21 protein-coding genes are annotated in these 25,937 nt (G+C 69.8%); 12 read left to right on the top strand and 9 right to left on the bottom strand.

Features of this window, described 5'->3' with window-relative positions; translation table 11 throughout:
- Nucleotides 1-55: 55 nt before the first annotated feature.
- From Q9S36_RS24360 to murB, 3 genes are read right to left on the bottom strand one after another with little or no spacing between them, the layout of a single operon-like run.
- Nucleotides 56-2,002 carry an acyltransferase family protein gene (locus Q9S36_RS24360; RefSeq protein ID WP_311287399.1) on the bottom strand — a complete coding sequence of 649 codons (1,947 nt, stop codon included), beginning with the start codon at nucleotides 2,000-2,002 and terminating at the stop codon, nucleotides 56-58.
- The gene (locus tag Q9S36_RS24355) at nucleotides 2,002-3,006 is read right to left on the bottom strand and encodes a glycosyltransferase family A protein (RefSeq protein WP_311287398.1); all 1,005 of its coding nucleotides are present in this window, start codon (nucleotides 3,004-3,006) and stop codon (nucleotides 2,002-2,004) included. The genes Q9S36_RS24360 and Q9S36_RS24355 overlap by 1 nt, the downstream gene beginning before the upstream one ends.
- The gene (gene murB, locus Q9S36_RS24350; protein ID WP_311287397.1) at nucleotides 3,003-3,995 is read right to left on the bottom strand and encodes a UDP-N-acetylmuramate dehydrogenase; all 993 of its coding nucleotides are present in this window, start codon (nucleotides 3,993-3,995) and stop codon (nucleotides 3,003-3,005) included. Before murB ends, Q9S36_RS24355 begins: the two co-directional genes overlap by 4 nt.
- Before the next feature lie 179 nt (nucleotides 3,996-4,174).
- Here murB and Q9S36_RS24345 point away from each other — a divergent pair, with 179 nt between their 5' ends.
- The 3 genes from Q9S36_RS24345 to Q9S36_RS24335 are packed head-to-tail and all read left to right on the top strand — an operon-like array spanning nucleotide 4,175 to nucleotide 6,908.
- Nucleotides 4,175-5,410 (top strand): UDP-N-acetylglucosamine 1-carboxyvinyltransferase, encoded by a 1,236-nt coding sequence (locus tag Q9S36_RS24345; RefSeq protein WP_311287396.1) that lies wholly within the window; start codon nucleotides 4,175-4,177, stop codon nucleotides 5,408-5,410.
- A complete protein-coding gene (locus Q9S36_RS24340; RefSeq protein ID WP_311287395.1) occupies nucleotides 5,407-6,417 on the top strand; it encodes an NAD-dependent epimerase/dehydratase family protein in 1,011 nt (336 codons plus the stop codon). Before Q9S36_RS24345 ends, Q9S36_RS24340 begins: the two co-directional genes overlap by 4 nt.
- 38 nt (nucleotides 6,418-6,455) lie before the next feature.
- Complete coding sequence (locus Q9S36_RS24335) at nucleotides 6,456-6,908, top strand: hypothetical protein (RefSeq protein ID WP_311287394.1); 453 nt, start codon at nucleotides 6,456-6,458, stop codon at nucleotides 6,906-6,908.
- Between the two features lie 10 nt (nucleotides 6,909-6,918).
- Here Q9S36_RS24335 and Q9S36_RS24330 read toward each other — a convergent pair whose 3' ends face one another.
- A complete protein-coding gene (locus tag Q9S36_RS24330; protein ID WP_311287393.1) occupies nucleotides 6,919-8,433 on the bottom strand; it encodes a lipopolysaccharide biosynthesis protein in 1,515 nt (504 codons plus the stop codon).
- 131 nt (nucleotides 8,434-8,564) lie between these two features.
- Here Q9S36_RS24330 and Q9S36_RS24325 point away from each other — a divergent pair, with 131 nt between their 5' ends.
- The 5 genes from Q9S36_RS24325 (at nucleotide 8,565) to Q9S36_RS24305 (ending at nucleotide 14,643) form a co-directional block, all read left to right on the top strand.
- Nucleotides 8,565-9,695, top strand: coding sequence for a polysaccharide pyruvyl transferase family protein (locus tag Q9S36_RS24325; RefSeq protein WP_311287392.1), 1,131 nt, complete (start codon nucleotides 8,565-8,567; stop codon nucleotides 9,693-9,695).
- A gap of 111 nt (nucleotides 9,696-9,806) precedes the next feature.
- Entirely contained in the window at nucleotides 9,807-10,943 is a 1,137-nt protein-coding gene (glf, locus tag Q9S36_RS24320; protein ID WP_311287391.1) for a UDP-galactopyranose mutase, read from the top strand.
- A gap of 25 nt (nucleotides 10,944-10,968) precedes the next feature.
- Nucleotides 10,969-11,760 carry an ABC transporter permease gene (locus Q9S36_RS24315; RefSeq protein WP_311287390.1) on the top strand — a complete coding sequence of 264 codons (792 nt, stop codon included), beginning with the start codon at nucleotides 10,969-10,971 and terminating at the stop codon, nucleotides 11,758-11,760.
- Nucleotides 11,760-12,503 carry an ABC transporter ATP-binding protein gene (locus Q9S36_RS24310; RefSeq protein ID WP_311287389.1) on the top strand — a complete coding sequence of 248 codons (744 nt, stop codon included), beginning with the start codon at nucleotides 11,760-11,762 and terminating at the stop codon, nucleotides 12,501-12,503. The genes Q9S36_RS24315 and Q9S36_RS24310 overlap by 1 nt, the downstream gene beginning before the upstream one ends.
- Nucleotides 12,466-14,643 carry an acyltransferase family protein gene (locus tag Q9S36_RS24305; protein WP_311287388.1) on the top strand — a complete coding sequence of 726 codons (2,178 nt, stop codon included), beginning with the start codon at nucleotides 12,466-12,468 and terminating at the stop codon, nucleotides 14,641-14,643. Before Q9S36_RS24310 ends, Q9S36_RS24305 begins: the two co-directional genes overlap by 38 nt.
- Before the next feature lie 4 nt (nucleotides 14,644-14,647).
- Here the strand turns inward: Q9S36_RS24305 and Q9S36_RS24300 are convergent, their stop codons facing one another.
- From Q9S36_RS24300 to Q9S36_RS24285, 4 genes are all read right to left on the bottom strand, one after another.
- The gene (locus Q9S36_RS24300; RefSeq protein ID WP_311287387.1) at nucleotides 14,648-15,613 is read right to left on the bottom strand and encodes a glycosyltransferase; all 966 of its coding nucleotides are present in this window, start codon (nucleotides 15,611-15,613) and stop codon (nucleotides 14,648-14,650) included.
- A gap of 2 nt (nucleotides 15,614-15,615) precedes the next feature.
- Nucleotides 15,616-17,529, bottom strand: a complete 1,914-nt coding sequence (locus Q9S36_RS24295; protein WP_311287386.1) for a glycosyltransferase — start codon at nucleotides 17,527-17,529, stop codon at nucleotides 15,616-15,618.
- Between the two features lie 83 nt (nucleotides 17,530-17,612).
- Nucleotides 17,613-18,914, bottom strand: coding sequence for an O-antigen ligase family protein (locus Q9S36_RS24290; RefSeq protein WP_311287384.1), 1,302 nt, complete (start codon nucleotides 18,912-18,914; stop codon nucleotides 17,613-17,615).
- Nucleotides 18,911-20,311, bottom strand: a complete 1,401-nt coding sequence (locus Q9S36_RS24285) for an O-antigen ligase family protein (protein ID WP_311287383.1) — start codon at nucleotides 20,309-20,311, stop codon at nucleotides 18,911-18,913. Before Q9S36_RS24285 ends, Q9S36_RS24290 begins: the two co-directional genes overlap by 4 nt.
- Nucleotides 20,312-20,536: 225 nt before the next feature.
- Here Q9S36_RS24285 and Q9S36_RS24280 point away from each other — a divergent pair, with 225 nt between their 5' ends.
- From Q9S36_RS24280 to Q9S36_RS24270, 3 genes are all read left to right on the top strand, one after another.
- Nucleotides 20,537-20,863, top strand: a complete 327-nt coding sequence (locus Q9S36_RS24280; RefSeq protein WP_285814585.1) for a WhiB family transcriptional regulator — start codon at nucleotides 20,537-20,539, stop codon at nucleotides 20,861-20,863.
- A 74-nt stretch (nucleotides 20,864-20,937) separates the two neighbouring features.
- Nucleotides 20,938-23,787: a glycosyltransferase gene (locus Q9S36_RS24275; protein ID WP_311287382.1), complete on the top strand. Its 2,850-nt coding sequence runs from the start codon at nucleotides 20,938-20,940 to the stop codon at nucleotides 23,785-23,787.
- Nucleotides 23,784-25,193 (top strand): DUF5719 family protein, encoded by a 1,410-nt coding sequence (locus Q9S36_RS24270; protein ID WP_311287381.1) that lies wholly within the window; start codon nucleotides 23,784-23,786, stop codon nucleotides 25,191-25,193. The genes Q9S36_RS24275 and Q9S36_RS24270 overlap by 4 nt, the downstream gene beginning before the upstream one ends.
- A 9-nt stretch (nucleotides 25,194-25,202) precedes the next feature.
- On the opposite strand, the gene Q9S36_RS24265 is transcribed toward Q9S36_RS24270, so the two are convergent.
- Nucleotides 25,203-25,658: a metallopeptidase family protein gene (locus Q9S36_RS24265; protein WP_251453242.1), complete on the bottom strand. Its 456-nt coding sequence runs from the start codon at nucleotides 25,656-25,658 to the stop codon at nucleotides 25,203-25,205.
- A 71-nt stretch (nucleotides 25,659-25,729) separates the two neighbouring features.
- Here Q9S36_RS24265 and Q9S36_RS24260 point away from each other — a divergent pair, with 71 nt between their 5' ends.
- Entirely contained in the window at nucleotides 25,730-25,936 is a 207-nt protein-coding gene (locus Q9S36_RS24260; RefSeq protein ID WP_251453241.1) for a DUF3499 family protein, read from the top strand.
- Nucleotide 25,937: the final 1 nt, after the last annotated feature.

Genomic DNA, 25,937 nt, shown 5'->3' with positions numbered 1-25,937 from the left:
GAGGACGGCTGGTGCATCGCCCGTCCGAGCGGGGGGAGTGCGGCCGTCGCCCGGATCAGCCGGTTGCGGCGCTCGGGGAAGTGGCGGCGGACTCGAGGTGCGGGTCGAGCTGTGCCTCGATCTCGTCCATCACCCACTCGGTGCCGGCGAGGGTCAGGTGTCCGTAGTCGAACTGCATCGGCGTGCCGTCGGGCGTCTGCAGCACGCATTCGGGCGTGTCGCCGCACAGGACGTCGATGACGTCGATGAAGGCGTCGGCTCCGGCGGAATCCGCGATCGCCCGAGCCTGCGCGTTGACCTCGTCGCGCTGATGGATACGGAACGTCTCGAAGTCGAACTCGCGCTGAGCCTGCACGCTCCGCGCCAGCAGGAGCGGCAGATCGCCGTCGTACTCGACGGTCGGGCCCATGACCACCGTCCGGATCCCCTCCGCCTCGAGGGCGGCGATCGTGGCCTCGACGGCGCGGAGGTGGCTCGACTGCCAGCGACCGGCCAGCACGACCGCGTCGATATCGCCACCGGGGATGAGTTCGCCCCACACCCAGTCGCGCAGCTTCAGGCACTCGTGCTCGCCGCCGCCCGTCTTCAGGCCGAAGCAGCCTGAGGCGGTGGCTTGCATGACATTGGCGTCGGGATAGGCGAGATCGAGCGCGCGCCACCACATCGCGCCGTGCGAGTCGCCGATGACGAGCACGTTGAGCGCATCAGGGTCGGGGGTCGCGCAGACCTTCTTGTCATAGGTTTCGAACGCGCCGTCCTCCTTGCCGCTGAAAAAGCACGTGCCGCGACGGAACTGCTCGCGGTAGCTCGCCGCCTCGGCGTTCTCGGCCGTCTCTGCGATCTCCTCGGCAGCCGTCGACATCGGGATCACGTTGAAGTGATAACGGGTCCACAGGCCGCCGACCGTCGCGCAGACCAGGATCACGGCAGTCGCGGGGATGAGCACGCGGCGGGGCGAGAGGTCCCTTGCCTTCCTGGTGCGGAACGGCTTCTCGATGAACGCGGTCGAAAGAGCGGCGAGAGCGAACGAGATCGCGAAGAGGAGGACGATCTCGAGCGGATCGAGTGCATTGCCCGTCATCGTCCGCCAGAAGACGATGACCGGCCAGTGCCACAGGTACAGGCTGTAGCTGATGGCGCCGATGTAGATGAGAGGACGGAGCTCGAGCACGCGACCGACCCAGGTGTCCCGGGCCCAGCCGATGAGGAGCGTCGCGCCGAGCACGGGCGCGATGGCGACGGCGCCGGGGAAAGGCATCGACTTGTCGATGAGGAAGATCGACCCGAGGACGAGGGCCAGGCCGACGGTGGCGATCCAGGGGTTCGATGACGTTCGACCCCGGCGCATCTGCCAGATGGCGAGGAAGGCGCCGGCGCCCAGCTCCCACGCTCGCGTGGGGAGCAGGTAGAACGCCGTGCCGGGCTCGACCGGGGTGAGGAGGATGCTCGCCGCGAGTGAGGCTGCGATCATCGCGGCGAGGACCACCAGCACCCGCTTGTTCAGCCAGCGGGCGACGAGGAGGAGCAGCAGCGGGAAGAGCAGGTAGAACTGCTCCTCGACGGCGAGGGACCACGTGTGGAGAAGCGGCTGACTGCTCGGGTCGGCCGCGAAGTAGTCTTCGTTCTGCCAGAAGTAGAAGTTCGAGACGAAGAGCGTCGCGGCCAGCACCTGTCGGCCGAGCGCGGCCTGCGCAGCGGCGGTCTGGACGAATGCCGAGGCGATGACGACGGCGGCGAGGACGACGACCAGGGCGGGGAGGATCCGCAGCGCGCGGCGCTGGTAGAACGCCCAGATCGAGAACCGCCCGGGGTCCCCGGACCGGCCGTCCATCTCGCGCCAGAGGATGCCGGTGATCAAGTACCCGCTGATGACGAAGAAGGTGTCGACGCCGACGAAGCCACCGGGCACCCCTGCCACTCCGAGATGGAAGAGCACGACCGGCAGGACGGCAAACGCGCGGATTCCGTCGACATGCGGCAGGTACTTCAGGTGCGCGCTCATCAGCGGGTCTGCCGCATCCAGAGCGATCGCATCGCGGGAGTCGCCTTGAGCGCCATGCGCAGCGCGGAACGCAGCGGAGCGGAGAACGGAGACTGCGCCCCGCGCGAGAGCGCGGTGATCAGCCGCCGACGGGAGGCGCTGGTCAGGTGCGCGGCGATCCGGGCGGCATCCGCCGGGCGGTCGTACGCGCACAGCCGGATGCATCGCTCGGTGAGGATCAACTGCACGCCGCTGTCCTCTACGGGGATGACGGCTCGGACACCCCCGTCGCGGACGGCGGCGAGTGCGGCCTGAACTGCCTCTTCGGTCGGCAGCTTCTGCAGATGGCGGGCGAGCCGGAGGAACTGCGCCTGCTCCATGATCTTCGACGCGTTGTAGGTGACGCCGTCGCTCTGCACATGTCGCTCATACAGGAACTGCGGCACCGTCGCGAAGCCTCCGAGCCGGTGCAGGCGGAAACCCAAGTCGGTGAGCTGCGCCACCTTGAACTCCGTGCGGTAGCCCCCGGCCGCCTCATATGCCGACCGCCGCATCATCATCTCGCCGTGCGAGAACGTCGTGACTCCGCCTCGTGCGGCGGCGGCATCGGGGCGGACGGTCTCACGCGCACCGCTGACGTCGTCGATGTTCTCATACCAGCAGCCGACGGCGACGACATCCGGCTCGGCGTCGAGCAGTTCCACCTGCCGCGCGATGCGTTCGCGCAGCGAGACATCACCCGAGCCCTGGATGGCGATGTATTCGCCGGTACTCTGCTCGATCGCGTCGCGCATCGTCTGAACGAAGCCCTTGTTGTGCTCGTTGACGATGATCCGCAGGCGCGGGTCCTGCCATTCGGCAGCGAGCTCGGCGAGCCGCTCGACCGTGTCGTCGCTCGAGTGGTCATCGACGACGATCAGCTCGAGGTCGGCGTAGGACTGTTCGAGGATCGACTCGATCGTGCGTCGCAGCACGGGCGCGCGATTGTAGAAGGCCGTGATCACCGACACCGTGGGCACGGTCATCGCTCCGTGAGGTCGAGGGAGGGCCAGCGCTCGTCGGCGACTTCGTGCGCGGGTCGCAGCCGACCGTCCGTTCCGACGTGGCGCACCTCGCAGTCCATCGTGAATCCGGTTGTCGCCCGGACCCTGTTGCGCGCGGTCGCCACAAGCCGCAGCACGTCGTCGTCGGTGGCGGCGCCGAGGTTCACGATGAAGTTCGCGTGCTTGGGCGAGATCTGCGCGCCGCCCTCGGTCAGGCCCTTCAGCCCGGCCGTCTCGATCGCCTGTCCCGGGGGGCCGACGATCTCGTACATGGCGGGGTCGGAGAGGAAGACCGACCCGCCGTTGGGCAGGTCGAGCGGGAACTTCGCCGCTCTCGAGGCGATGATCTCGTCGATCTCGGCGATGAGCTCGTCGGGTTCGCCGTGCTCGAGCTCCAGCTCGGCGTCGAGGATCACGGAGCCGTCGCCCTGAAGCCTCGAGCGCCGGTAGGAGAAGCCCAGGCCGGCGGAGTCGATGCGCTGCAGGTCACCCGCAGGGTCGGCGACGAGCACGCTGGCGACGTGGGTGCCGATGCCCTTCCGCTGGCTGCCGCCGTTCATGAGCACGAGACCGCCGATCGTGCCGGGGACGCCGCCCGCGTGCGCGATGCCGCCGAGGCCTGCCTCGGCGAGGGCGCGGACGAGCTCGGGCACCCGAGCGCCCGCCTGCGCGCGCACGCGCCTGCCGTCGATACTCACGCGTGACAGCTTCGGGCCGATGCGGAGCAGCACTCCGTGGAATCCGCGGGAGTCGAAGAAGAGGTTCGTGGTCTCGCCGATGACGAGCAGGGGCTCCGGCCGCCGTGACATCAGCCTCAGGACGCCCGCGACCTGCTCTGCCGTGTCGGGCTCCACGAAGACGGCTGCGGGTCCGCCGATGCGCCATGCGGAGACTTCCGCCATGTCGACACCGGTGCGAACTCCGTCCGGCGCGATCTGCTCGAGCAGTCCGACGAGGTCAGGGTTGATCATGGTCAAGGGCTGCTCCGTCCCACGCGACGCCCGGCTCGTCGTCGCTGCCCGGTGAGAGGCAGAGCTGCTCGTGCATGAAGCTCGGCACCGACATGTCGATCGGGGTTGGGAGGGGGTGAATCAGTGGCCGCGAATGGGCCGATAGGCTGGACGACATGCCAGATTACCAGAGTTTGCATGTGACGAAGTCGAGACTGGAGGGCCGTGTGACGGTGGCTGGAGCCAAGAACTCCGCGCTCCGTCTGCTCGCCGCCTCGATCCTCACCGACGCTCCCGTGCGACTCACCAACTACCCGGCGGGCCTTCTCGACGCCCAGATCCACGTGGGGATGCTCGAAGCGCTCGGCAAGTCGGCGGAGACCATCGGAACCGACGAGATCCGGATCACGCAAGCAGCGCCGCTGTCGACGCAGCTCGTCTGGCCGGGCCGGTCCATCCGCAACACCCTGCTCATCCTGGGTACCCTCACCGCGCGTTACGGCGCTGCGGCGGTGCCGTTGCCCGGCGGGTGCCGGCTCGGGGAGCGGCAGTACGACATACACGTCAGTCTGCTCGAGCAGCTCGGCGCCCGCGTGTGGGACGACGAGTCGTATCTTTACGCGGAGGCTCCGAACGGTCTGGTGGGCGCCGACGTGCACCTGCGCCTGCGCTCGACCGGCGCCACCGAGAACGCCGTGCTCGCCGCGACCCTCGCGACAGGAACGACGCGGGTGTGGAATCCGCACATCCGCCCGGAAGTCCTCGACCTCGTCGCGATGCTCAACTCGATGGGCGCGAAGATCGTCGTGCACGGGCAGGAGCACATCGAGATCGAGGGCGTCGAAGCCCTGGGCGCAGCCGACTACTCGGTCATGCCGGACAACATGGAAGCGCTGACGTGGCTCATCGCCACGAGCGTCACCGGCGGCGAGGTCGAGATCGCCGGATTCCCGGTCGATGATCTCGAGGTGGTCCTCGCGCATCTGCGGTCCGCCGGAGCGACCTACCTCCAGCGGGATGGCGCGCTGTTCGTGCGTGGTGAGCACTGCTACCCGTTCGAGATCAGCACCGGTCCCCACCCGGGCATCAACTCCGACGTGCAGCCGATCATGGGCGCCTGGGCGGCCCGGGCCCGAGGTGAGTCGAAGATCATCGACCTGCGTTTCCCGGGCCGCTACGGCTATGCCGACGAGATGAGGAAGATGGGCCTGACCTCCCGCGTGGACGGAGATTGGCTGCGCATCGAGGGCGCGGGCGGCAAGCTCAGCGGCGCGTCCGTACGAGCGCTCGATCTACGTGCCGGAGCGGCGCTCGCCATCTGCGGGCTGATGGCTGACGGTGAGACCACCGTGACGGACGCCTGGCAGATCTCTCGCGGCTACGTCGACTTCGCCGAGAAGCTCCAGTCCCTCGGCGCGAACGCGGGGTGGCTGTGAAGTACTTCGTGACCGGGGTCGCCGGTTTCATCGGATTCCACCTCGCCCGCCGGCTCCTCGCCGACGGTCACACCGTCCGCGGACTCGACGCCGTGACCGAGTACTACGACCCCGCGCTGAAAGCGGCGCGGCTGGACGTGCTCGACCAGCATCCGAATTTCAGCTGGGTCCACGGCAAGCTGGAGGATCCCGAGGCGATGGCGGAGGCTCTGGACGGGCACGATCCGGAGATCTGGGTCCACCTGGCGGCCCAGGCCGGTGTCCGCTACAGCCTGGAGAACCCCGAGTCCTACATCAACGCCAATCTCGTCGGCACCCAGGCCATCCTGGAGGCCGCTCGGGCCCGGGCGCCCAAGCACCTGATGATCGCCTCCACGTCCTCCGTCTACGGCGGGAACGAGAAGGTGCCGTTCAGTGAGAACGACCCGTCGCACTTCCCGGTGTCCCTCTACGCGGCCACGAAAAAGGCGGGGGAGGCGCTGAGCCACTCCTATGCCCACCTGTTCGACGTGCCCACGACCTGTTTCCGGTTCTTCACCGTCTACGGGCCATGGGGCCGTCCGGACATGGCGCTCTACAAGTTCGTCGAGCGCATCGAACGGGACGAGGCCATCGACGTGTACGGCGAGGGCCGGATGTCACGCGACTTCACGTACGTCGACGACCTCGTCGATGGGATCGTGGCGCTCGCTTCGTGCGCTCCCGAACTCGGCAAGCGAGTGGGTCCTCCCGGTCTCGACTCGCTGTCACCGGTCGCCCCCTGGCGAGTGGTGAACATCGCCGGAGGCGCTCCGATCGGGCTGATGGCCTTCATCGAGGCCGTCGAGCACGTCACCGGCAAGGTCGCGCGCAAGAACATGCTGCCCATGCAGCCCGGCGACGTCGCTGCCACGATGGCGGATCCCTCGCTGCTTCGCGAGCTGGTCGGGGCGGTGCCGGAGACGCCGCTCGAAGTCGGCGTGAAGGCATTCGTCGATTGGTACGGCGAGTACCGACGCGCCCGATGACGATGCGGCGGAGATTCAGGGAGCTGGCGGGTGCCCTCGTGGGGGCACCGGGACCCAGCGTGCGCCGGCGCCTGCGGCGGCTGGCACGCCTGCAGGCGAGCGGCCATCCGCAACTCGCGCAGTTCGTGTCGGCCCGGCTGGCGCGGAGGTACGGGGTCTACGTGAACCCGAAGGCGGTGTTCTCGACGACGATGCGGATGCCGCACCCGGTGGGCATCGTCATCGGCGAAGGCGTTCGCATCGGCGAGCGCGTGAGCATCTACCAGAACGTCACCCTGGGCGGCGCCAGAGTGGGCGATTGGCAGGCGGGGAACTACCCGGAGATCGGGGACGACGCGGTGATCTTCGCGGGAGCCGTCGTCGTCGGCGCCGTCAAGATCGGACGACACGCGATCATCGCGGCCAACGCGGTCGTGACGAAGGACGTCCCCGACCACGCGACCGTCGCGGGCGTCCCGGCGAAGGTGATCCGCGTCTCCGAACCGCGGTGACCAGACGGTCTCACTCGGCGGGCGCAGCCGCGGACGGCCCCTGACGCTTGACCGCCAGTCGTGCGAAGCGCGTGAGGGTCCGGATGTCCGCCCGCACGCGTCGGGACAGCAGCGCGATGCAGGCGCACCAGGCGGCCGCGACCGCCAGTCCGAGGAGCACGACCCAGACCGGCGCGAGGGGCACGAAGGACGCGACGAGGAACGTGGCGACTCCGGCCGGGAGGCCGACCAGGCCGACGATTCGGACCGCATCGATCAGCAAGGGCCGAACGGGCAGGCCGGTCGTCCGATGCACCCACGCCAGGGACATGAGCCAGAAGACGCACCAACCCAGCGCACCTCCCGCGGCGACCCCGATGGGCCCCGCCATCAGCCCCAGGAGGATGAGTGCGACGATGATCGGCTGGCCGATCAGATTGAGTCGCAGCATGGAACCCGCGCGGTCCTCGACCACGAAGATCCAGTTGGCGATCTGCTGGATCGACCTGAACACGGATCCGATGGCGAGAACCGAGAAGATCGGGCCGGCCGCGGCCCAGTTCGGACCGAGCAGCAGGGTGATCAGCGGGGTGCCGAGCCCTGCCGCGACCAGGAGGACCGTCGCGGTGACGTAGCCGGCGATGAGCTGGGCATCCCGGAGGGCCGCGATATAGCGGTCCTGCTCGCCTCGGACTCGCGCGAGGACGGGTACCGCGACCCGGCTCATCGGCGAGTTCAGCAGGACGAGCGGCGCTACGGAGAGCTGATATGCCTGGTCGTAGAGCCCGAGCGGGCGAGCGCCGAAGACCCGTCCGATCGCGATGCTGTCGACGTTCCGCGTCGCATAGGACAACAGCTGCACGCTGGCGAAGCTGACGCCGAAGCCGAAGAGGGCTTTCATCTCGGGGGCCCGACGCGGCAGGCTCGGCCACCATCGCGCGAGGGACAGCGCGAGCAGGAGGCCGATCGCCGATGTCGCGACCTGCTGTGCGACGAGCGCCGCCAGACCCTGGCCTCCGGAGGCGAGGAAGACGGCGACGACGAGAGCCACGGCCGGGGCGAGGATGTCGACGACGGCGAGCGCGCCGAACCGCAGCTCGAGGTTCATGGCGACACGGAACTGCGTGGCCACGCCGTTCAGGAAGTAGATGGGCGCGACCCACTGCACCGCTTGGATAAGGACGCTCTCCCCGTAGAACGCCGCGAGGGGCCAGGACAGGACGAAGACGATACCGGCGAGGCCGAGGCCGATGGCGGTGTTGATCCAGAACAGGTTGGAGCGCTGCTGCTGCGTGAGGTCTGTTCGGCGCAGAGCCGCCCATGAGAGACCTGAGTCCCGGAGGATCTCGGCCACCCCGCTGACGGCGAGGACCATGGCGATCAGGCCGAAGTCCTCGGGCGCCACCAGTCTGGCCAGGACGATCGTGCCGCCGAGCAGGATCAGCGACCGGGTCAGCTGCGTCGCCAGGGTGATCGCGCTGCCTCGCGCGGCGCGCTGGCCCAGGGATGGGCCGCTCTGCGCGGGGGGTGAATCGCCGTCTGCCACGTGAAGACTTTACGCGGTCGTTCCTCCGTGCCCGGCATGGGTCTCGCCGATAGGGTGGTGCTCGCCGCCACCATCCCGCGGCGGTCCCGGGGACGCGCGTCGTCCGCGCCGTTCGAAAGGCCGTCCTGCCGATGAGGCTTCCGTTCCGACGCACCGCAGCACCGCCCCCCGTGTACCTGGTGTCCACGGCAGGCCATCCGAACTACGGCGACGAGCTCATCACCCGCGCGTGGTTGGACCATCTCGCGGTACGGCACCCTGAACGGGAGGTGTGGCTCGACTGTCCGCATCCCGGACGCGCGGTCCACCTGTTCCACGACACACATCCGCGGGTCAGGTTCACCGACACCTTGTGGGAGCTGGCGATGGCAAGTCCGTCGCACGACCCGCGCGAGGACGAGGCTCGTGTCGTCCGTCTTCTGACCGACCTCGGGTCTCCGAAGTACGACCAGGGGATGCTCGCCCTGAGATCGATGTCGTCCGTTCATCTCCTCGGCGGCGGGTACCTCAACGAGATGTGGCAGGACAACCTCGGCCTGGTCACGGCACTGCGCACCCTCCGGCGCGAATTCGGCATCCCGGTTCACATGACCGGTCAAGGCCTCGCGCCGCTCGGCCAGTACGGTCCGTGGCTGCGGGAGCAGGTTGCCGCGTTCGATGTCATCGAGGTGCGAGACGCCGAATCCGCGGCGATCACCGGAGGCGATGTCGGGCTCGACGACGCGTTCCTCGCCCTCGCAGGCAGTCGCGCCGTCTTCGACCGATCCTCGTCCCCGGATCGGATGGCTCTCGTCCAGGGCGACCTTCGGTCGTGGGCCGACGACGACGTCCTCCGATCATTGAGAGGATTCCTCGATGGCGTGCCCCTCCAGCAGGTGGGCTTCATCGAAGCGGTGCCCCCGGATGACATCCACTTCGCCCGCCTGGCCGCGCCGAGCGCGAAGTTCTATCCGTTCGGCCATGTCTGGGCGGACGGCCTGCCGGCTCGAGCTGGGCAGGACTGGCTCACCACACGCTTCCACGTCCACCTGATGGCCGCGGCGGCGGGCGCTGCGGGCACCGTGATCTCAGGGCGTCCCGGCTACTACGACGTCAAGCACCGCTCGCTGCTCGCCCTGGGGACCGGCTGGCGCATGATCGAGGCCGGCGACGACATGCGGGACCCGGCTCACCAGGCAACGCGAGATCCCGCCTTCCCCGAGCGGGCACGATCACTCGCGCGACGGAAGCAGGCGCTGGCCGACCAGCTCTACCCCGCGTGAGGCCTCGCGTGCAACAGGGTTCGGTCAGGCCCATCGACTAGGATCGTCAGGTCGCGGCGGCTCCGGTCGTCGCACCGTCGCGCTCACGAACCGAATACGAGGCACTCAGGCATGGATCTTCTCATCGTCGGCTCCGGATTCTTCGGCCTCACGATCGCCGAGCGCGCGGCGGACGCCGGTCGCCGCGTGACCGTGATCGATCGACGCCGCCACATCGGCGGCAACGCCTACAGCGAGAACGAACCGCAGACCGGCATCGAGGTGCACAGGTACGGCGCGCACCTGTTCCACACCTCGAATGCGACCGTGTGGGAGTACGTCAACCGCTTCACGACGTTCACCGATTACGTGCACCGCGTGTACACCAACCACAAGGGCGTCGTGTACCCGATGCCGATCAACCTGGGCACGATCAACCAGTTCTTCCAGGCCGCCTACACGCCCGACGAGGCCCGCGCGCTCGTCCTCGAGCAGGCGGGGGAATTCGACGTCAAGAACGCCGCGAACCTCGAGGAGAAGGGCATCGCCCTCATCGGCCGTCCGCTGTACGAAGCGTTCATCCGCGACTACACCGCGAAGCAGTGGCAGACGGACCCGAAGGACCTGCCCGCCGAGGTGATCAGCCGGCTTCCGGTGCGTTACACGTACGACAACCGCTACTTCAACGACACGTGGGAGGGCCTGCCCACAGATGGGTACACAGCGTGGCTGGAGCGCATGGCCGATCACCCGAACATCGACGTGAAGCTCGACACCGACTACTTCGACGAGTCGCAGCCGCTGAACAAGCGCGCCACCGTGGGACAGGTGCCCGTCGTGTACACCGGCCCGGTGGACCGCTACTTCGACTTCGCCGAAGGCGAGCTGAGCTGGCGCACCCTCGACTTCGAGGAGGAAGTGCTCGAGGTCGGCGACTACCAGGGCACACCGGTCATGAACTATGCCGATGCCGGCATCCCTTACACGCGCATCCACGAGTTCAAGCACTTCCACCCCGAGCGCGCCGAGAGCTACCCCGCCGACAAGACCGTCATCATGCGGGAGTACTCCCGCTTCGCCGCCCGCGAGGACGAGCCCTACTACCCGGTGAACACACCCGAGGACCGCACCGGCCTGCTCGCCTACCGCGATCTGGCCAAAGGGGAGAAGGACGTGTACTTCGGCGGTCGTCTCGGCACCTACCAGTACCTCGACATGCACATGGCGATCGGCGCCGCGCTGTCGATGTGGAACAACCAACTCGCGTGACGCCTCGGACCATAGACTCCCGTACGTGACCACCGCCCTCGTCGGCGCCGCCGGATCGCCGCGGCGCTACCTGCACTCGCTGTGGCTTCTGTCCGCACGCGATCTGCGCGTCAGATACGCGACGAGTGCACTCGGGTACCTGTGGTCGGTCCTCGATCCGCTCGTCATGAGCCTCATCTACTGGTTCGTCTTCACGCAGGTCTTCGGGCGAGGGGTCGGTGAGGAGCCGTACATCGTGTTCCTGATCACCGCCCTCCTGCCATGGGTGTGGTTCAACGCCGCGGTCGGGGACTTCACCAAGGCTTTCAGCAAGGATGCGCGTCTGGTCCGGTCCACCGCGATCCCGAGGTCGATCTGGGTGAACCGCATCGTGCTCAGCAAGGGCATCGAGTTCCTCTTCTCCCTGCCCGTCCTCGCGATCTTCGCGATCGCCGCGGGCGCCCAGGTCGGCTGGGGTCTGCTCTGGATACCCGTGGCGGTGCTGCTGCAGACGGTTCTTCTTGTCGGGCTGGGCTTGCTGGTGGCCCCCCTGTGCGTGCTGTGGGGCGACCTCGAGCGGACGACCAGGCTGATCCTTCGCGCGCTCTTCTACGCCACGCCGATCATCTACGGGGTGGCCGATCTGCCGGCTGGGATCCAGCACCTGGCGGCGTTCAATCCCCTCGCCGGTATCTTCACGCTGTACCGGGTCGGCTTCTTCCCCGGCCAGTGGGACCCGGTGAGCGTCATCGTCGGCGCCGTGATGTGCTTCCTGTTCCTCGCGGTGGGCATCTGGGCCTTCCGCCGCCTCGAGCGCCCCGTGCTGAAGGAGCTGTGATGCCGGAGTCGGACGACTTCGCCATGCGGATCCGCGATCTCGGAATCCGCTTCCGCCGTAACCGCCGCGGTCGCCGATCGGTGAAGGACCTCTTCGCCGACCCCGCTCGCCGCAGCCGTCCTGACGAGTTCTGGGCTCTGCGCGGGGTGTCGTTCGATGTGCGTGCGGGTGAGGCGATCGGCGTCGTCGGACGCAACGGCCAGGGGAAGTCGACACTGCTCAAGCTGGTCGCGGGAGTCCTGCTTCCGGACGAGGGCGAGGTCGTCGTCAACGGTGGCGTCGCGCCGCTGATCGAGATCACCGGCGGATTCGTGGGGGATCTGACGGTGAAGGAGAACGTGCGACTGACCGCGGGGCTCCACGGGATGCCGCGCTCCGAAGTCGCACGACGCTACGACTCCATCATCGATTTCGCCGAGCTGGCCGACTTCCAGAACACCCCCTACAAGCACCTTTCCAACGGGATGAAGGTGCGGCTGGCCTTTTCGGTGGTGTCCCAGCTGGACGAGCCGATCCTCCTGGTCGATGAGGTGCTGGCTGTCGGTGACAAGGCGTTCCGCGAGAAGTGCTACCGGCGCATCGACGAGATGCTCGCCGCGGGGCGGACCCTCTTCTTCGTCAGCCACAACGAACGGGACCTGCGCCGGTTCTGCACCCGCGGCCTCTATCTCGAACGGCACCGGCTGACCATGGACGGGCCGATCGATGAGGTCCTCGACCGCTACAACGCGGACAGCCCGTGAGTGCTGCGTGCTCTCACGTCAGCGTCGTCTTGTCGGCGGGCGTCGGTGGGGCACGCGTGTGAGCGCAGTGCACGACCTCGCCCCGGCTGTCGGTTCTCGCCGGTCCGTGCGGCAAGGACCCGGCGGTTCGTCCCGGATCCCTGAGATCGACGGATTGCGCGCTGTCGCCTTGACCCTCGTGGTCGTCTTCCACCTGTTCGGTCAAGGGCGCGTCTCGGGCGGCGTCGACGTCTTCCTGTTCGTCTCGGGGGTGGTGATGGCGATCTCGCTGCGCTCCAGTGTGGACCGGGGGAATGAGCGCCGTCTGCTCCATCGATGGGCGAGGACGTTCGGCCGCCTGGCGCCGCCGGCGGCGATCGTGCTCGCGGCCGTGGCCGTGATGGCGTTCACGGTGCTCCCGCCCTGGACGCGCGCTCAGACCGTGATGGAGGTCGTATCAGCGGCTCTCTACGTGGAGAACTGGCAGCTCATCGGCTCCCAGCTCGCGTACGGCGCGGCGGGCCCCCTCACCAGCCCGGTTCAGCACTTCTGGTCCCTATCGATCCAAGGGCAGCTGTTCGTGGTGGTGCCCGCACTCGTCGCCCTCGTGTACTCCGTGCGCGGAGCGGGGCCGCGTCCCGGCGTGGTGCTGTGGATGCTCGCGGTGCTGGCCACCCTCGCGTCGTTCGCCTACGCCGTCGTCCGTCAGGCGGAGGACGCCGCCGCGGCGTACTTCGACTCCTTCGCTCGCGCCTGGGAGTTCGGCGCAGGACTGATCGTGGGTGGACTGCTGGGGATCGGGGCGGCGGCGCGGATGCCCATGCCCACCGTTGCGGGGTGGACCGGCCTGGCGATGATCCTCGGGAGTGGATTCCTCGTCGACGGAGCGACCGCCTATCCGGGACCGGGCGCCCTGGTCCCCATCGGCGGCGCCGCGCTCGTCGTCCTCTCGATCGGGAGCCGGAGGAGCATCAGTGCCACGCGACTGCTGCGGTCGCGTGCGCTGTCGGCGCTCACCCGCATCTCCTACGCGCTCTATCTGTGGCACTGGCCCGTCCTCATCGGCTTTCTCACGCTCAGCGGGCGCGTCGACGGTCGCGTGGGCTGGCGCGGTGCCGTGGTGGTTCTCGGCGTATCCCTGGTCCTCGCCGCAGCGACGTGGTGGGGCGTGGAGAGACCCGTCATCCGGCACTTGTCGCGTCCGAGCGCGCTGCGCGGCGCGGGAATCGCCCTCACATCGATTCTCTTGGTTCCCGTTCTTGCATTGGGGGCGTTGTGGGTCAGCGATCGTGTGCGGCCCTCGGTCGACGCCGGCGGTTGCCACGGCGCCGCGGCCGCCGATCCTGACCGACCCGAATGCGCGGACGCCATCGACGAGGATGAGCCGCTCCTGCCGGACCTCGCCGATCTTCGCGAGGACGACGACAATCGGGCGGGATGCTGGGCGGGTCCGTCCTCGGAGGACTTCGCACTGTGCAGCGTCGGACGGGAGGAGGGGTACACGAAGCATCTCTTCGCGGTGGGCGACTCGCACAGCAACACGCTCCTGGGCGTGTACGAGCAGATCGCCCTCGCCCATGGGTGGCGGGTGGACATCGCCGGCCGTGCCGCCTGTCACTGGACGGATGCCGAAAGGGAGCAGCACAACGCCGCGCTGACCCGGCGGTGCGCGGCGTGGAACGAGGCGGTCGACCGGTACGTCGGCAGCACAGACCTGGACGGCATCCTGGTCACCAACTCGAGCCGGGCCCGGTACGTCGTCGATCCGACCTCGGATCCGATGAGAAGTCGTGCAGAGGGGTACGTTTCTGCGTGGGCGAACCGACGCGACCCCACGACGCCGGTCATCGCAGTGCGAGACAATCCGATCTTCGGCAGCGAGGCGATGACGTGCGTCCTGGACGCGGAGGACGCCCGCTCAGGTCGGTGCAGCCTGCCCCGAGATACGGCTCTGCGTGACGACGGACTCGCCGACGCCGTGGCACTGGACCCGTACTCCCACCTCGTGGACCTGAACGACTTCATGTGCGACGAGGCTGTGTGCTCGATGGTGGTCGGCGGCGTCGTGACCACGAGAGACGGATCGCATCTCACCGCCACGTACGCGCGGTCGCTGGCCCCGTACCTCGATCGCGAGATCAGCGCGATCCTCGGCGGGTGAGCGGTCAGTCGAGCGCGGGCATCGGCCGCCAGGAGCGGTCGCGGGCGATCGCACGGCCGTCACGCAGACCCCGGAACAGGTTCGAGGTGCCGCGGACGGTCCGCTCGACGAACAGCAGGCGGATGAGCTCCTTGGCGAAGGTCAGCGCGGTGCCGAGACCGAAGAGCACCGGGTTGTAGACACCGAGCGAGCGGTAGTACTGCTTGATGATCGACCGGTTCCGCATGATGTAGTACCGGTAGGCGTTGCTCGAGGCGTTCATGTGGCGGACGCCCATGTCCCACTGCTTGATCTCGCGGGTGCGACGCAGGACGAACTCGTCGACGATCACCGACGTGGTCCTGCGCGAGGCCAGCCAGCCGTAGAGCTGGTCGTCCCAGTAGATGAAGAAGCGGGGGTCGGGAAGCCCGATCTGCCGCACGATGTCGCGATGGATGAACATCCCCTCGAAGCATCCGGAGTTCATGGGTTTGAAACCGGATTCGTCGAACCCCGCGGGCGCGAAGGGGATGGGGATCCCCATGCGCTCCGCGATGCGGTACTGCCAGTAGAACTCGCTGCCGTCGTAGTCGTAGCGGCGACCCTGGATGCTCTGGAATCGCGGAGCCCACCGGCCCATCTTGGCCAGGCCGTCGGGGATGACCTCGACGTCGTCGTCCATCAGCCAGATCCACTCCGAGCCGAGCTCGTAGGCCACGCGCATGCCCTCACTGAACCCGCCGGAGCCGCCGGTGTTGGTGTCGAGGCGCCGGTAGACCAGTTCCGCCGTGAGGCGCTCCCGGAACGACTCCACCACCTCGGTGGTGTCGTCGGTGGAGGCGTTGTCGATGACGACGACGTGGCCGGGCTGCGGATCCATCCGGGTCAGACTCGTCAGCAGGCGGGCGAGCAGGTGGGAGCGGTTGAAGGTGACGATCGCGATCGTCGCCGTGGCCGGGTCGAAGTCGCGGCGATCCGCGGCATCGGCCATCGTCAGCGGCCGCTCTCGTCGAAGATGCGCGCCCACGACTCCGGCGAGGTCATGTCGCCCAGGTGTGCGCGGTAGCGCTTCGCCAGGCGCGGCCACGACCACTGCAGCTGCCAGTGCAGCAGCACCGACTCCACGATCGCGCGCCGGAAGAAGGCACGGTCGCGGATGTAGACGTTCTTGCCCGATCCGTCCGCCGCGCTCACGAGCGCGCTGTCGTGGAGCGGCAGGCGCCACCAGTTCGCGTCGCCCTTGCCGAACTCGACCTCGGGCATCTCGACGTTCTCGGGCCGGGGGGCGTGGAACCAATGGGTGACGAGCGTCGTCGCGGTGAACCACCGCAGCCAGAAGCCCGTCGGGCTGTCGAAGACGTTCCGCTTCAGCCGCCCGAAGGTCTGGCGGCCCTTGCGGGCGCGCAGGATCTTGTCGACGTCCTTGTGCACGACGGTCTCGGGGAACTTCTTGGCCAGCGCCCGGGCGGCGGGCATGGCGGTCGCGAGATTCTTCGTCATGTGCTCGGGACCGCGCAGCACGTCGCGGAGCGCGCGATTGCGCAGCGCCACGGGGTAGTACTGCATCATCAGCAGGTGCTTGATGTCGATGCGACGGCTGTGACGGATGAGCGTGCCGCCGTGCTTCTGCGTCGAGTGCAGCAGAGCGGCCACGAGACGGTTGCGGCCGTGGAAATAGGCCTGCCAGTCGATGGCGTCGTCCTTGCCCAGCCACGAGACGTGCCACAGGGCGACGCCCGGCACGGAGACCGTGGGATACCCGGCCTTGCCGGCGCGCACGCAGAACTCCGCGTCGTCCCACTTGATGAAGGCCGGCAGCGAGAGTCCGATCTCGCGGATGACCTGCTTCGGGATGAGGCACATCCACCAGCCGTTGTAGTCGGCGTCCATGCGCATGTGGAGGATGCCGGTCTGGCGAAGGTTCGTCTCGCCGAAGTAATGCGGCATCTTCTCCTGGAAGAGGTTCCGCCACATGAAGGGCTTGTCGTCGACGACCTCGGCCCAGGCGTGCAGCTTCGGCCGGTCGAGGAGGTCGAACATGTGCCCGCCCACCAGGGTGGGATCCGTCGTGAAGCGGCCGAAGACGACAGAGCGACGCAGCGACTCCGGCTCGATGAGCACGTCGTCGTCGAGCAGCTGGACGAAGTCGCTCTCCGGCCTGTCGAGGGTCTCGAGCATGGCCCGGGCGAAGCCTCCAGACCCGCCGAGGTTCGGCTGGGTGATGATCTGCAGCGTCTCGCCGAGCGATGACGCGACCTCGGGGTACTGCGCCTCGGCGTCGACCCGCTGCGTGCCCTGGTCGACCACGAAGATGCGGTCGAGAAGCTCCACGACGTCGGGGTTGGCGGCGATGGCCTGCAGCGTCGCGATGCAGTAGTCCGGCTTGTTGTAAGTGGTGATCCCGACCGACGCCTTGCCATGGCGCGCGGGCTGCTCCTCCGTCGTCCATTCGGCGCCCTCGAAGATGGCCACCTCGTCGTCCGAGACGATGTCGAACCACATCCACCCGCCGTCGCTGTACTGCGTGAGGGTCAGATCGAAGGTCGTGCTCGACTGCCCCTTCACCTCTCGCGTGTCAATGCGCTGCGGGGTGCCGCCGCCGTTGGAGCGGTAGACCAGGATCGTCGCCGGTCCCGAGGTGCGCACGGTCAGCTGGATCTCACGGACCGAGGTCCAGTGCTGCCAGTACGACGCGGGGAAGGCGTTGAAGTACGTGCCGAACGACACCCGCCGACCCGGCTGGATGCGCGAGCGGTGGCGACCGAGGACGTTGCCGATGTGTGCGCGGTTCGAGACGCGGACGTGCTCCTCGTCGATGATCGACCACGTCTCGGGGTCGACGTAGAGGGGGAGGAGGTCCGGGTCGCGCTCCTGGGGGAGGACGACTTTCTGGAGAACGTGAGTCAAAACAGCTCCGGGGTTCAGCGGAATGGGCCGGGCGCGACCAAGAGTGCATCCTAGCGCGACAGGTTGGGCGACCCCCGGGAGCCCTACAGCAGCCCCGACGAGGGCGGCCGGCGGTCCAGCCTCTCCCGCCAGGCGCGCGAGGACTGGCCCGCGCGCACGGCGCACAGCACCAGCATCAGCCAGCCGAGACCTGCCAGAGCGAAGCTCTCGAAGAAGGCGTCGATGAGGATGGCGATCAGCATGAGCGGCGTCCACGCGTAGACCACGCTGTGGCGCTCGCCGGCATCGAGCCACGAGCGCACCAGCGCGACGCCGGCGAACGCGCCGAAGGCGAGGAGGCCCACCCACCCGACCTGCAGCAGGACGTCGAAGTACGCGTTGAGCGCCGTCGCGTGGGTGCTGTCCAGCCGGAAGTTGATCACGTTGAACGGCAGCTCGTCCGCGACCCACGGCCCGAACCATCCCCATCCCTGCACGGGTCGGGCGCGCACGAAGTCGACGATCGCGTTCCAGAGGTCCACCCGCAGCGAGAAGTCCTGCCCCGCGTTGATGAAGGCGATGATCGGATGCCGGGCGACGTAGCCGACGATGATCGAGAGCACCACCAGGACGGCCAGCGCCCACTGGAGGGTGGTGCGACCCGACGCGGACGTGTGCCGCACGAGCGCCAGCGCCCCGGTGGCCGCACCGACGCCGACGGCGAGCACGAGGACGGTGGGTGAGTCGCTGAGTGCGGCGAGCGAGCCGGCGAGGGCGACCGAGGCCACCGAGGTGCCGACCCGCACCGACTGCGTGCGGTACTCGATGAGGAACGTGATGAGGGCGAGCACCGCGACGAAGCCCAGCAGATTGCGGGTGCCGAAGATCCCCTGGATCGGTCCCAGCTGCGCGATGTCGCCTTGCACGCCGAGGAAGCGGAACGGCATGTCGAGCAGCACGCCCGACAGGATCTCGATCCCCAGCGACACCGACAGCAGCACGCGCAGCACATCGCCGAGGGCCCGGGCCGTCTGCAGGGTGTCGCGCACATGGCCGAGCACGATGGCCAGGAACGCGATCCCCGCTGTGGAGATCCAGCTGGTGAACGACAGCCCGCGATCGGTGCTCCAGAACACGCTCGACAGCGTCCACCCGAGGAAGACGACGAGCGTGGTCGGCACCAGCCTGATGAGGGAGATCTCCTCGCGGCGCGCGCCCAGCACCCCCGCGCCGATGACGCACAGCCCCACGACGATCGTGATGTAGGTGATGTGGCTGGTGAGGCGCTCGATGGCGTACGAGCCGAAGACCGCGCCGAGCACGACGCTCGTGTACGCACGCGCGAACGCGGCGGAGGCCAGCACTGCGGCGAGCCGGCCCGGCTCGCGATGCGCCGTCGAGGTCACGGGAGCGGACTCGCCGGCTCGCCCCGCTCGATCGCCGCGCTCTGCTCGGCCGGGCCGACGCCGATGTGCGGCGACTGCTTGATCTTGCCTCCGAGCATCACCACCAGCATCCAGCCCCACAGCAGCAGCGGCGTCGACTCGGCGAAGCCCTGCACGAGAAGGACGGCGCCCACGAGCGTCGGCAGCAGGCTGAGCGGCGAGAACGGCCGGTCGTCGCGGAGGTCCCACCGCGGGCGGTCGACGGCGAAGAACCACGACCGCCAGATGTAGGCCGCATAGGTGAGCACCAGAAGGGCGACGCCGATCGCTCCGAGCTGCAGGTACACGTCCACCCACACGTTGTGCGCCTGCAGGACGGTCTCGCCGTGGTCGACGATCCACCCGTCGAATTCGGGCACCCACGGCAGCCACGGGGTGCTGAAGCCCCAGCCGGCGACGGGGCGCTCGGCTGCGCGGGCGAGGACGTCCTGCCAGATGTCTTCGCGTCCGGTGAGGTCGGAACTGCGCCCCACGGCGGCGAAGAGCGCCTCGCGCCCGAACCACAGCGCTGCCCCACCGCCGACGCCCACGGCCGCGTACGCGAGGTAGTACCGCGTCCGCTCGCCCGGTCTGCGGGCGGTGCGCATGAGCAGGACGGTGACGAGCACGACGGCTACGGCCACGGCCGCGAGGAACGCCGTCGCCGAGGCGGCGCGGATGAAGAGGTACCCCGACAGTGCGATCCAGCCGAGCAGAAGGGTGCGCCGCGGTGCCCGTGCGGCGTAGCGGATCGCGAAGACGATGATCGCCAGCAGCGCGACGGGCGCGAGCAGGTTGGCGTTGCCCATGATCCCCTGGATGCGTCCGCCGTCGAGCAGATTGCTGCGCGACCAGTAGAGGATCGGGTCGACCGGCTCGGTGCGGGGCACGAATCCCGGCAGCACCGGCACCCCCACCAGCAGGGCGACCCACAGCTCGAAGACGAGCGAGAGGCCCAGCGCCCACTTGAGCGCCGAGGCGATGGCCCGCACGAGCTCGCGCCACGTCAGGACGCCGGCGACGAACAGTCCCTGGAGTGTCGTCACGTACAGCAGCGCGAGGGTGAGGGCGGTGGCCGACGGCCATGCCGACCACAGCAGCGAAGCGGTGGCCCACGCCACATAGCCGAGGGCGATCCACGGCAGGCGCTGCCAGTGGATCGGGGGGCGGATCACGCTCCACAGCACGAGCGACACCGCGCCGCCGCCGAGGGCCACGATCCCGCCGCCGACCTCGCCGAATGCGTGGACCCACCCTGCCCCGGCGAAAGCGCTGAACAGCACGAAGATGCACCAGCCCCGCAGCAGCAGGTGTCCCGTCTTCTCTCGGACCGGGGGAGCCGGCGGGGCCGACACCGGGTGCTTCGTCTGGACGGCCATCGACACACAGGCTACTCCGGTCGCGCGCACGCGATCGATGGATGCCGTGTCGACCGGTGCGGGCAGGGGACCGTTATCCGGTTGCGACACGCCGACGGCGAGTCGTGAAGGTTAAACGCGGGCTTGAGGTTTTAGTATCTGCGACTTGACCGCGGGGAACTACACGGGTGTAATTACTCCTACACGCGGACCGGCGTGGTGGGGGGAACACAGGGGGAGGACGAGATGACGGCTTCGCAGTACCGTTCCGGCGTTCCCGACAATTGGTTCGTCGATCCAGTTCAGTTGGGGGTCCCGGGCGTCCGTCGCCCGGTCGACGGGGAGGACGACAATCCTCTCGCATGGCAGACCGATGCGCTGTGCGCGCAGACGGATCCGGAGGCGTTCTTCCCGGAGAAGGGCGGCTCCACCCGCGACGCCAAGCGCGTGTGCGGCACGTGCGACGTCCGTGGCGAGTGCCTGGAGTACGCGCTGCAGAACGACGAGCGCTTCGGCATCTGGGGCGGGCTCTCCGAGCGCGAGCGCCGGAAGCTCAAGCGGCGCGCGAGCTGAGGATCCACGGGATCCGGCGCGCACCGGCGCGTGCCGCGAGGTTGACGCGGCGCTCCGCCTAGGCTGACCTGGTCATGCCCGCCCGAGTACACGCCCTCGTCGTCGTGCGTCCCGACGGTCGCACTCCCGCGGCGTTCCACCTCCGACGCACGCTCGCGGCTGTGGGAACCCAGACGCGACCGGTCGACGCGCTCACGATCGTGGTGTGCGGGGACGACCCCGGCGTGGCCGAGGTCGCTGCCTCCGCGTCGGCGACCATCGTGCGCGCGCCGGCCTCGACGTCCTACGCGGCGGCCGCCGCCCGTGTCGAGGCCGATCCCGCCGCGGATGCGGTGTGGCTGCTCGCTCAGGACACCGCCCCGGAGCCCGAAGCGCTGGGGCACCTGGCGGGCGCCCTCGAAGTGGCACCGTCGGTCGCCTTCTCCGCTCCGAAGCTGGTGCGGTGGGACGACCGCACTGTCATCGTCTCGCTGGGGGTGTCGGCCAACAGGTACGGCCGCACCGTCGGCCTCGCGGACGGCGAGTTCGATCAGGGGCAGCACGACGGCCGAGACGACGTGCTGGGCGCCGACGTCCGAGGTCTGCTCGTCCGCGCGGATGCGTGGCACTCGCTCGGCGGGCTCGACCCGGCGCTCTCCGGCGCGGACGAAGGTCTGGACCTGGGGGTGCGTGCCCGGCTCGCCGGCGCCCGCGTCGTGCTGGCGCCCGCCGCGCTCGTGGCCGTCTCCGGTGACGGCGTCGCGGGCCTGCCTGCGCCGCTGCACGCCGGTCGCCGCCGCCGGATAGCCTATGCGTCACGGGTGGCGCGACTGCACCGGCGCCTCGTGTACGCGCCGGCGTGGGCGGTCCCGCTGTTGTGGCTGACCATCCTCCCGGCGGCCGCGGGGCGAACAGTGCTGCACCTCCTGCGGAAGCGGCCGAGCCTCATCATGCCGGAGTGGGGGGCGGCGGTCGTCGTGGCCGTCAGGGTTCTCGCCGTCATCCGTGCGCGTCGGCGCATCTCGTCGAACCGTCGCGCGGGGTGGGCTCAGCTGGCTCCGCTGCGGGTCACCCGTGCCGAGGAGCGGGAGCACCTCGACGACGAGACCGACGACGACGCCGGCGGGCGGCATCATCGTGGCGAGCTCCGCTTCTTCGCCGGCGGCGGTGCGTGGCTCGTCCTGGCCGCGCTGCTGGCCTCGATCGCCGCTTTCACCGCGCTCCTGGCGTGGCCCGTGCTGGGCGGCGGTGCGCTCGCACCGCTGCGCGCGGGTGTGGGCCAGCTGTGGGCGGATGCGTCGTTCGGCAGACGGGCGCTGGGGCTGGACACCGTCGGTCCCGCGGATCCGTTCGCCGCTGTCGTCGCGGTGCTCGGAACCCTGACGCCGTGGGATCCCTCGCGCATCATCGTCGTCGTGTGGGTGCTGGCGCTCCCGCTGGCCGCCCTCGGCGGCTGGTTCGCCGCGACGCGCGTGACCGACCGTTCGCTGCTGCGGATCACGGGCGGCGCGGTCTGGGCGCTGGCCCCGACCTTCCTGGTCTCGTTGGTGGACGGTCGGGTGACCGGGGTGCTCGTGCACCTCCTCCTTCCGTGGCTCCTCTACGCCGGATCCGTGGCGCATCGCTCGTGGTCCGGTGCCGGCGCGGCGTCCCTCCTCCTGGCGGCGGTTCTGGCGTGTTCGCCGTCCCTGACACCCGCGATGATCGTGCTGTGGTTCGCCGCGGTCGTGATCGCGATCGTCGTCCGCGCCGGGCGCGGGGTCAGCCGGCTGGTGTGGACCCTCGTCCCGACTCTCGTGATGGCGGCGCCGCTGGTGTGGCACCACCTCTTCGGGGGCACCCCGTGGGCGCTCCTGGCCGACCCCGGTGTGCCGTGGCCCGGTCCGCAGGTCGGGCCCGACTCCGCGGGCCGGGCCCTGCTCACCTCCGGCATCCCCACACCCGACATCGCCGGGTGGGCGACGCTGCTGCCGGCCGGACCGGTGTGGTGGGTGCCGCTGCTGGCCGCGCCGCTCGCGCTCCTGGCCGTGGTCGCACCCGTCACCCAGCGGTGGGCGGCGGGCATCGTGCTTCTCATCGTGACCGCGACGGGCTTGGCGACGGCCACCGCGGCGGTGGGCGTGAGCGTGGCCGCGGCCGGCTCGGAGTCGATCGCGCTCTGGCCGGGCGCCGGGCTCAGCCTGGCATGGCTGGGTGCGATGGGCGGCGCGCTGGTGGCACTGGACGCGGGCCTGGCCCCCCGGCTCGAGCCCCTCCGCACCGTCGCCGCCGTCGTCCTGTGCGCCGCTATGGTCGTGCTGGCGGTGCCCTCGCTGACGGCGATGACGCGCGGCACCGCGATGCTGACCAACGGGCCGGCGAGTACTCTGCCGGCCTACGTCGCCGCGGAGGGCCGGGACGATCCGGACCTCGGCACCGTCGTCCTCACGCCGCAGAACGCGGGAGGGGTCGCCGTCGAGGTCGTGTGGGGCGGAAGCGAGACGATCGGCGCGCAGTCCACGGTGGTATCGACCCGGCCCGAGCCCACCGCCGACGATGTCGCCGTCGCCGAACTGGCGGCGGACCTCCTCACCCCCGCCGCGGACGACGTGGTGGCGGACCTCGCCCGGACGGGCATCGGGTTCGTGCTGCTCGCGCCCGCCGCGACCCCGGAGTCCGACGCCGCGCGCACCCTGCGCATCACGGCGGCCAACGCGCTCGATCAGCGCGAACAGCTGGACTCGGTGGGCGACACCGACAAGGGGACGCTGTGGCGGGTGGATGACGACCTGTCCCCGCGACCGGCGGAGCCCGGCTGGGTGCACGACGTCGCCGGCCTCATCGCCACGCTGCAGGTCGCCGTGGTCGCGATCGCGCTGCTGCTCGCCGTTCCGACGGCCGCGTCGCGCCGGGTTGCTCGACGCACGCCGCGCATCGTCGGGCCGCACTGGAGGGAGGTCCGATGAGCGAGGGACGCGGATTCCGCTGGGCGCCGACGAGCACCCGGATGCTGGCCGGCACGGTGGTGTCGGCGGTCGCGGTGATCGCGACGATCACCTCCATCTCGGTGCCCTGGCCGACCCTCGAGCGCGAGCCTCTCAGCGTGTCGGCCGTGCCCGCGCCGTCGGCGTCGGTCCTGGCCTGCACCGGTGGGCTCATGATCATCGGGCGCGATCTCGAAGACGCCGCCGGCATCGCCTCGGCCACGCAGCAGAGCGTCGTGTCCGGAGTGGTCGACGGGGCACCGCAGCCCGACGAGGTGCGCCTCGAGGCGGCATCCGTCGACGAAGGGGAGGGGCCCGTGGCTCTCACCGCTGCGCCGGACGGGCGATCGCGCACGGACGTCGCCGCCGCCGGTTCGTCGAGCGTGCGTGCCGACGACATCGCCGGCTACGCCGCGTCGGCGTGCCGCCCCCCGCTGCTGGAGTCATGGCTGGTGGGCGGGTCGGGGGCGACCGGGGCGGCGGATCTGGTCGTCCTCGCCAACCCCGGTTCGGTGGCTGCGACCGTGCAGCTCACCGTCTACGGCGCCGAGGGCGCCGCGGTGCCGGCCGGGGGCGAGGCGGTCGTGGTCGCGCCCGGCACCCAGAGGGTGATCCCGCTCTCAGGCCTGGCGCTGGGCGAGGAGAGGCCCGTGCTGCGGGTGACAGCCGCAGGTGCGCCGGTGCAGGCGTCGTTGCAGACCAGCATCACGCGGGTGCTCGAGCCCGGCGGTGCCGACCAGGTGGGCCCGGTGGTCGGGCCCGAGACCGTGCAGGTCGTCGAGGGCCTGCGCGTGAGCGCCGCCTCCGAAGCCGGGACGGACGCCGCCGGAGTGGTCCGCGTCGTCTCGCCCTCCCGCGACGCCGTCGCCGCCGTCACCGTGACCGCGGTGGGGGAGAGCGTCGCCGCGCATTCGGCGCAGGACGTCCCACTCACGGCGGGCGTCCCCACCGAGGTGGCACTGGGCGATCTGCCGGAGGGGCTCTACACCGTGCGGATCGAGGCCGATGCGCCCGTCGTGTCGGGCGCGTGGCAGGTCACCGGCTTCGACGCCGGCGACGACTTCGCGTGGTACGCGCCCGCCCCGGCTGTCGCGTCTCCCAGCCTGTTCGCGGTGCCCGCGGGTGCGCCCGCCTCGTTGGTGCTCAGCAACCTCTCGGACGAGGACATCGTCGTCACCCTCGAGCGGATCGGCGGCGACGCGCGCGAGGTGGCCGTGCCCGGCGGCGGGAGCGCCGCCGTGCGTCTGCGGACGCAGGCCCTGTACCTCCTCGACCCGGGAGAGGCGAGTGTCCGCGCGGGTGTCTCGCTCGCCGAAGACGGGGCGCTCGCCGGCTACCCGGTGTGGCCCGCCGACGCGGCGGCGCCCCCGATCACGGTCTACCCGTAGTCCGCCGGCTCAGAGGAACCGGAACCGCTCCGGTCCGAGGTCCCAGGGGTCGCGGTCGAGGTACTCGGCGGCTGCGCGGAACACCGAGCTCTCGACCATCATGCGCCGGTGCAGATCGTCGTTGCGGTGCAGATGGCTCAGGCGCTCGATCGGCAGCCGGTACAGGACGATCCGGCGGGTCTCGGACATGACCGTCCACCGAGGGATGCCGTCGGCGCCGGTCCCGGGAGGCATGTCGGCGATCTCGAAGCTCACGTCGCGCAGCTCGGGCCACGCCGAGCGCAGGAACTCCGCCGCCGTTCCGACCGCGAGATCGAAGCGATCGATGCGTGTCTCCAGCGGCGGCAGCGGGGGCCGGACGACGGGACTGCGGCCCTCGCGGCCGTGGCGGCCGTGTCGTCCCGGCCGCGGCGGGCGCGCCGCCGCAGGCTCGCTCGGGGAGGTCTTGGTCCGACGCCACGCCATGGGCCCATCCTAGGCGCTCGCTTCGGCGCGGCACCGCGGCGCATCACCCGGGGGTGAGTAGCGTTGGGGCAATGCGCGAGAGACTCTGCTCCAAGGTCGGGTGCGCCCGCGAGGCGGTGTCGACCCTGACGTACGACTACGGCGACCAGATGGCTGCGCTCGGCCCGCTCGGCCGGGCGGCGGACCCGCACGCCCACGACCTCTGCGCGATCCACACCGACCGCCTGTCGGTGCCGCGCGGCTGGGTCGTGGTCCGGCACGAGACGATGCGCGCCTGAG

Source organism: Microbacterium sp. ARD31 (genome assembly GCF_031844425.1).
This window is presented reverse-complemented; position numbering and strand designations above follow the sequence as displayed.

Coding starts and splice junctions, on each gene's coding strand:
- Q9S36_RS24355 (WP_311287398.1), bottom strand. CDS start 3,006: ATGACCGTGCCCACGGTGTCGGTGATCACGGCCTTCTACAATCGCGCG.
- Q9S36_RS24305 (WP_311287388.1), top strand. CDS start 12,466: ATGAGGTCCTCGACCGCTACAACGCGGACAGCCCGTGAGTGCTGCGTG.
- Q9S36_RS24280 (WP_285814585.1), top strand. CDS start 20,537: ATGACGGCTTCGCAGTACCGTTCCGGCGTTCCCGACAATTGGTTCGTC.
- glf (WP_311287391.1), top strand. CDS start 9,807: ATGGATCTTCTCATCGTCGGCTCCGGATTCTTCGGCCTCACGATCGCC.
- Q9S36_RS24325 (WP_311287392.1), top strand. CDS start 8,565: ATGAGGCTTCCGTTCCGACGCACCGCAGCACCGCCCCCCGTGTACCTG.
- Q9S36_RS24275 (WP_311287382.1), top strand. CDS start 20,938: ATGCCCGCCCGAGTACACGCCCTCGTCGTCGTGCGTCCCGACGGTCGC.
- murB (WP_311287397.1), bottom strand. CDS start 3,995: ATGATCAACCCTGACCTCGTCGGACTGCTCGAGCAGATCGCGCCGGAC.
- Q9S36_RS24270 (WP_311287381.1), top strand. CDS start 23,784: ATGAGCGAGGGACGCGGATTCCGCTGGGCGCCGACGAGCACCCGGATG.
- Q9S36_RS24300 (WP_311287387.1), bottom strand. CDS start 15,613: ATGGCCGATGCCGCGGATCGCCGCGACTTCGACCCGGCCACGGCGACG.
- Q9S36_RS24265 (WP_251453242.1), bottom strand. CDS start 25,658: ATGGCGTGGCGTCGGACCAAGACCTCCCCGAGCGAGCCTGCGGCGGCG.
- Q9S36_RS24260 (WP_251453241.1), top strand. CDS start 25,730: ATGCGCGAGAGACTCTGCTCCAAGGTCGGGTGCGCCCGCGAGGCGGTG.
- Q9S36_RS24360 (WP_311287399.1), bottom strand. CDS start 2,002: ATGAGCGCGCACCTGAAGTACCTGCCGCATGTCGACGGAATCCGCGCG.
- Q9S36_RS24285 (WP_311287383.1), bottom strand. CDS start 20,311: ATGGCCGTCCAGACGAAGCACCCGGTGTCGGCCCCGCCGGCTCCCCCG.
- Q9S36_RS24310 (WP_311287389.1), top strand. CDS start 11,760: ATGCCGGAGTCGGACGACTTCGCCATGCGGATCCGCGATCTCGGAATC.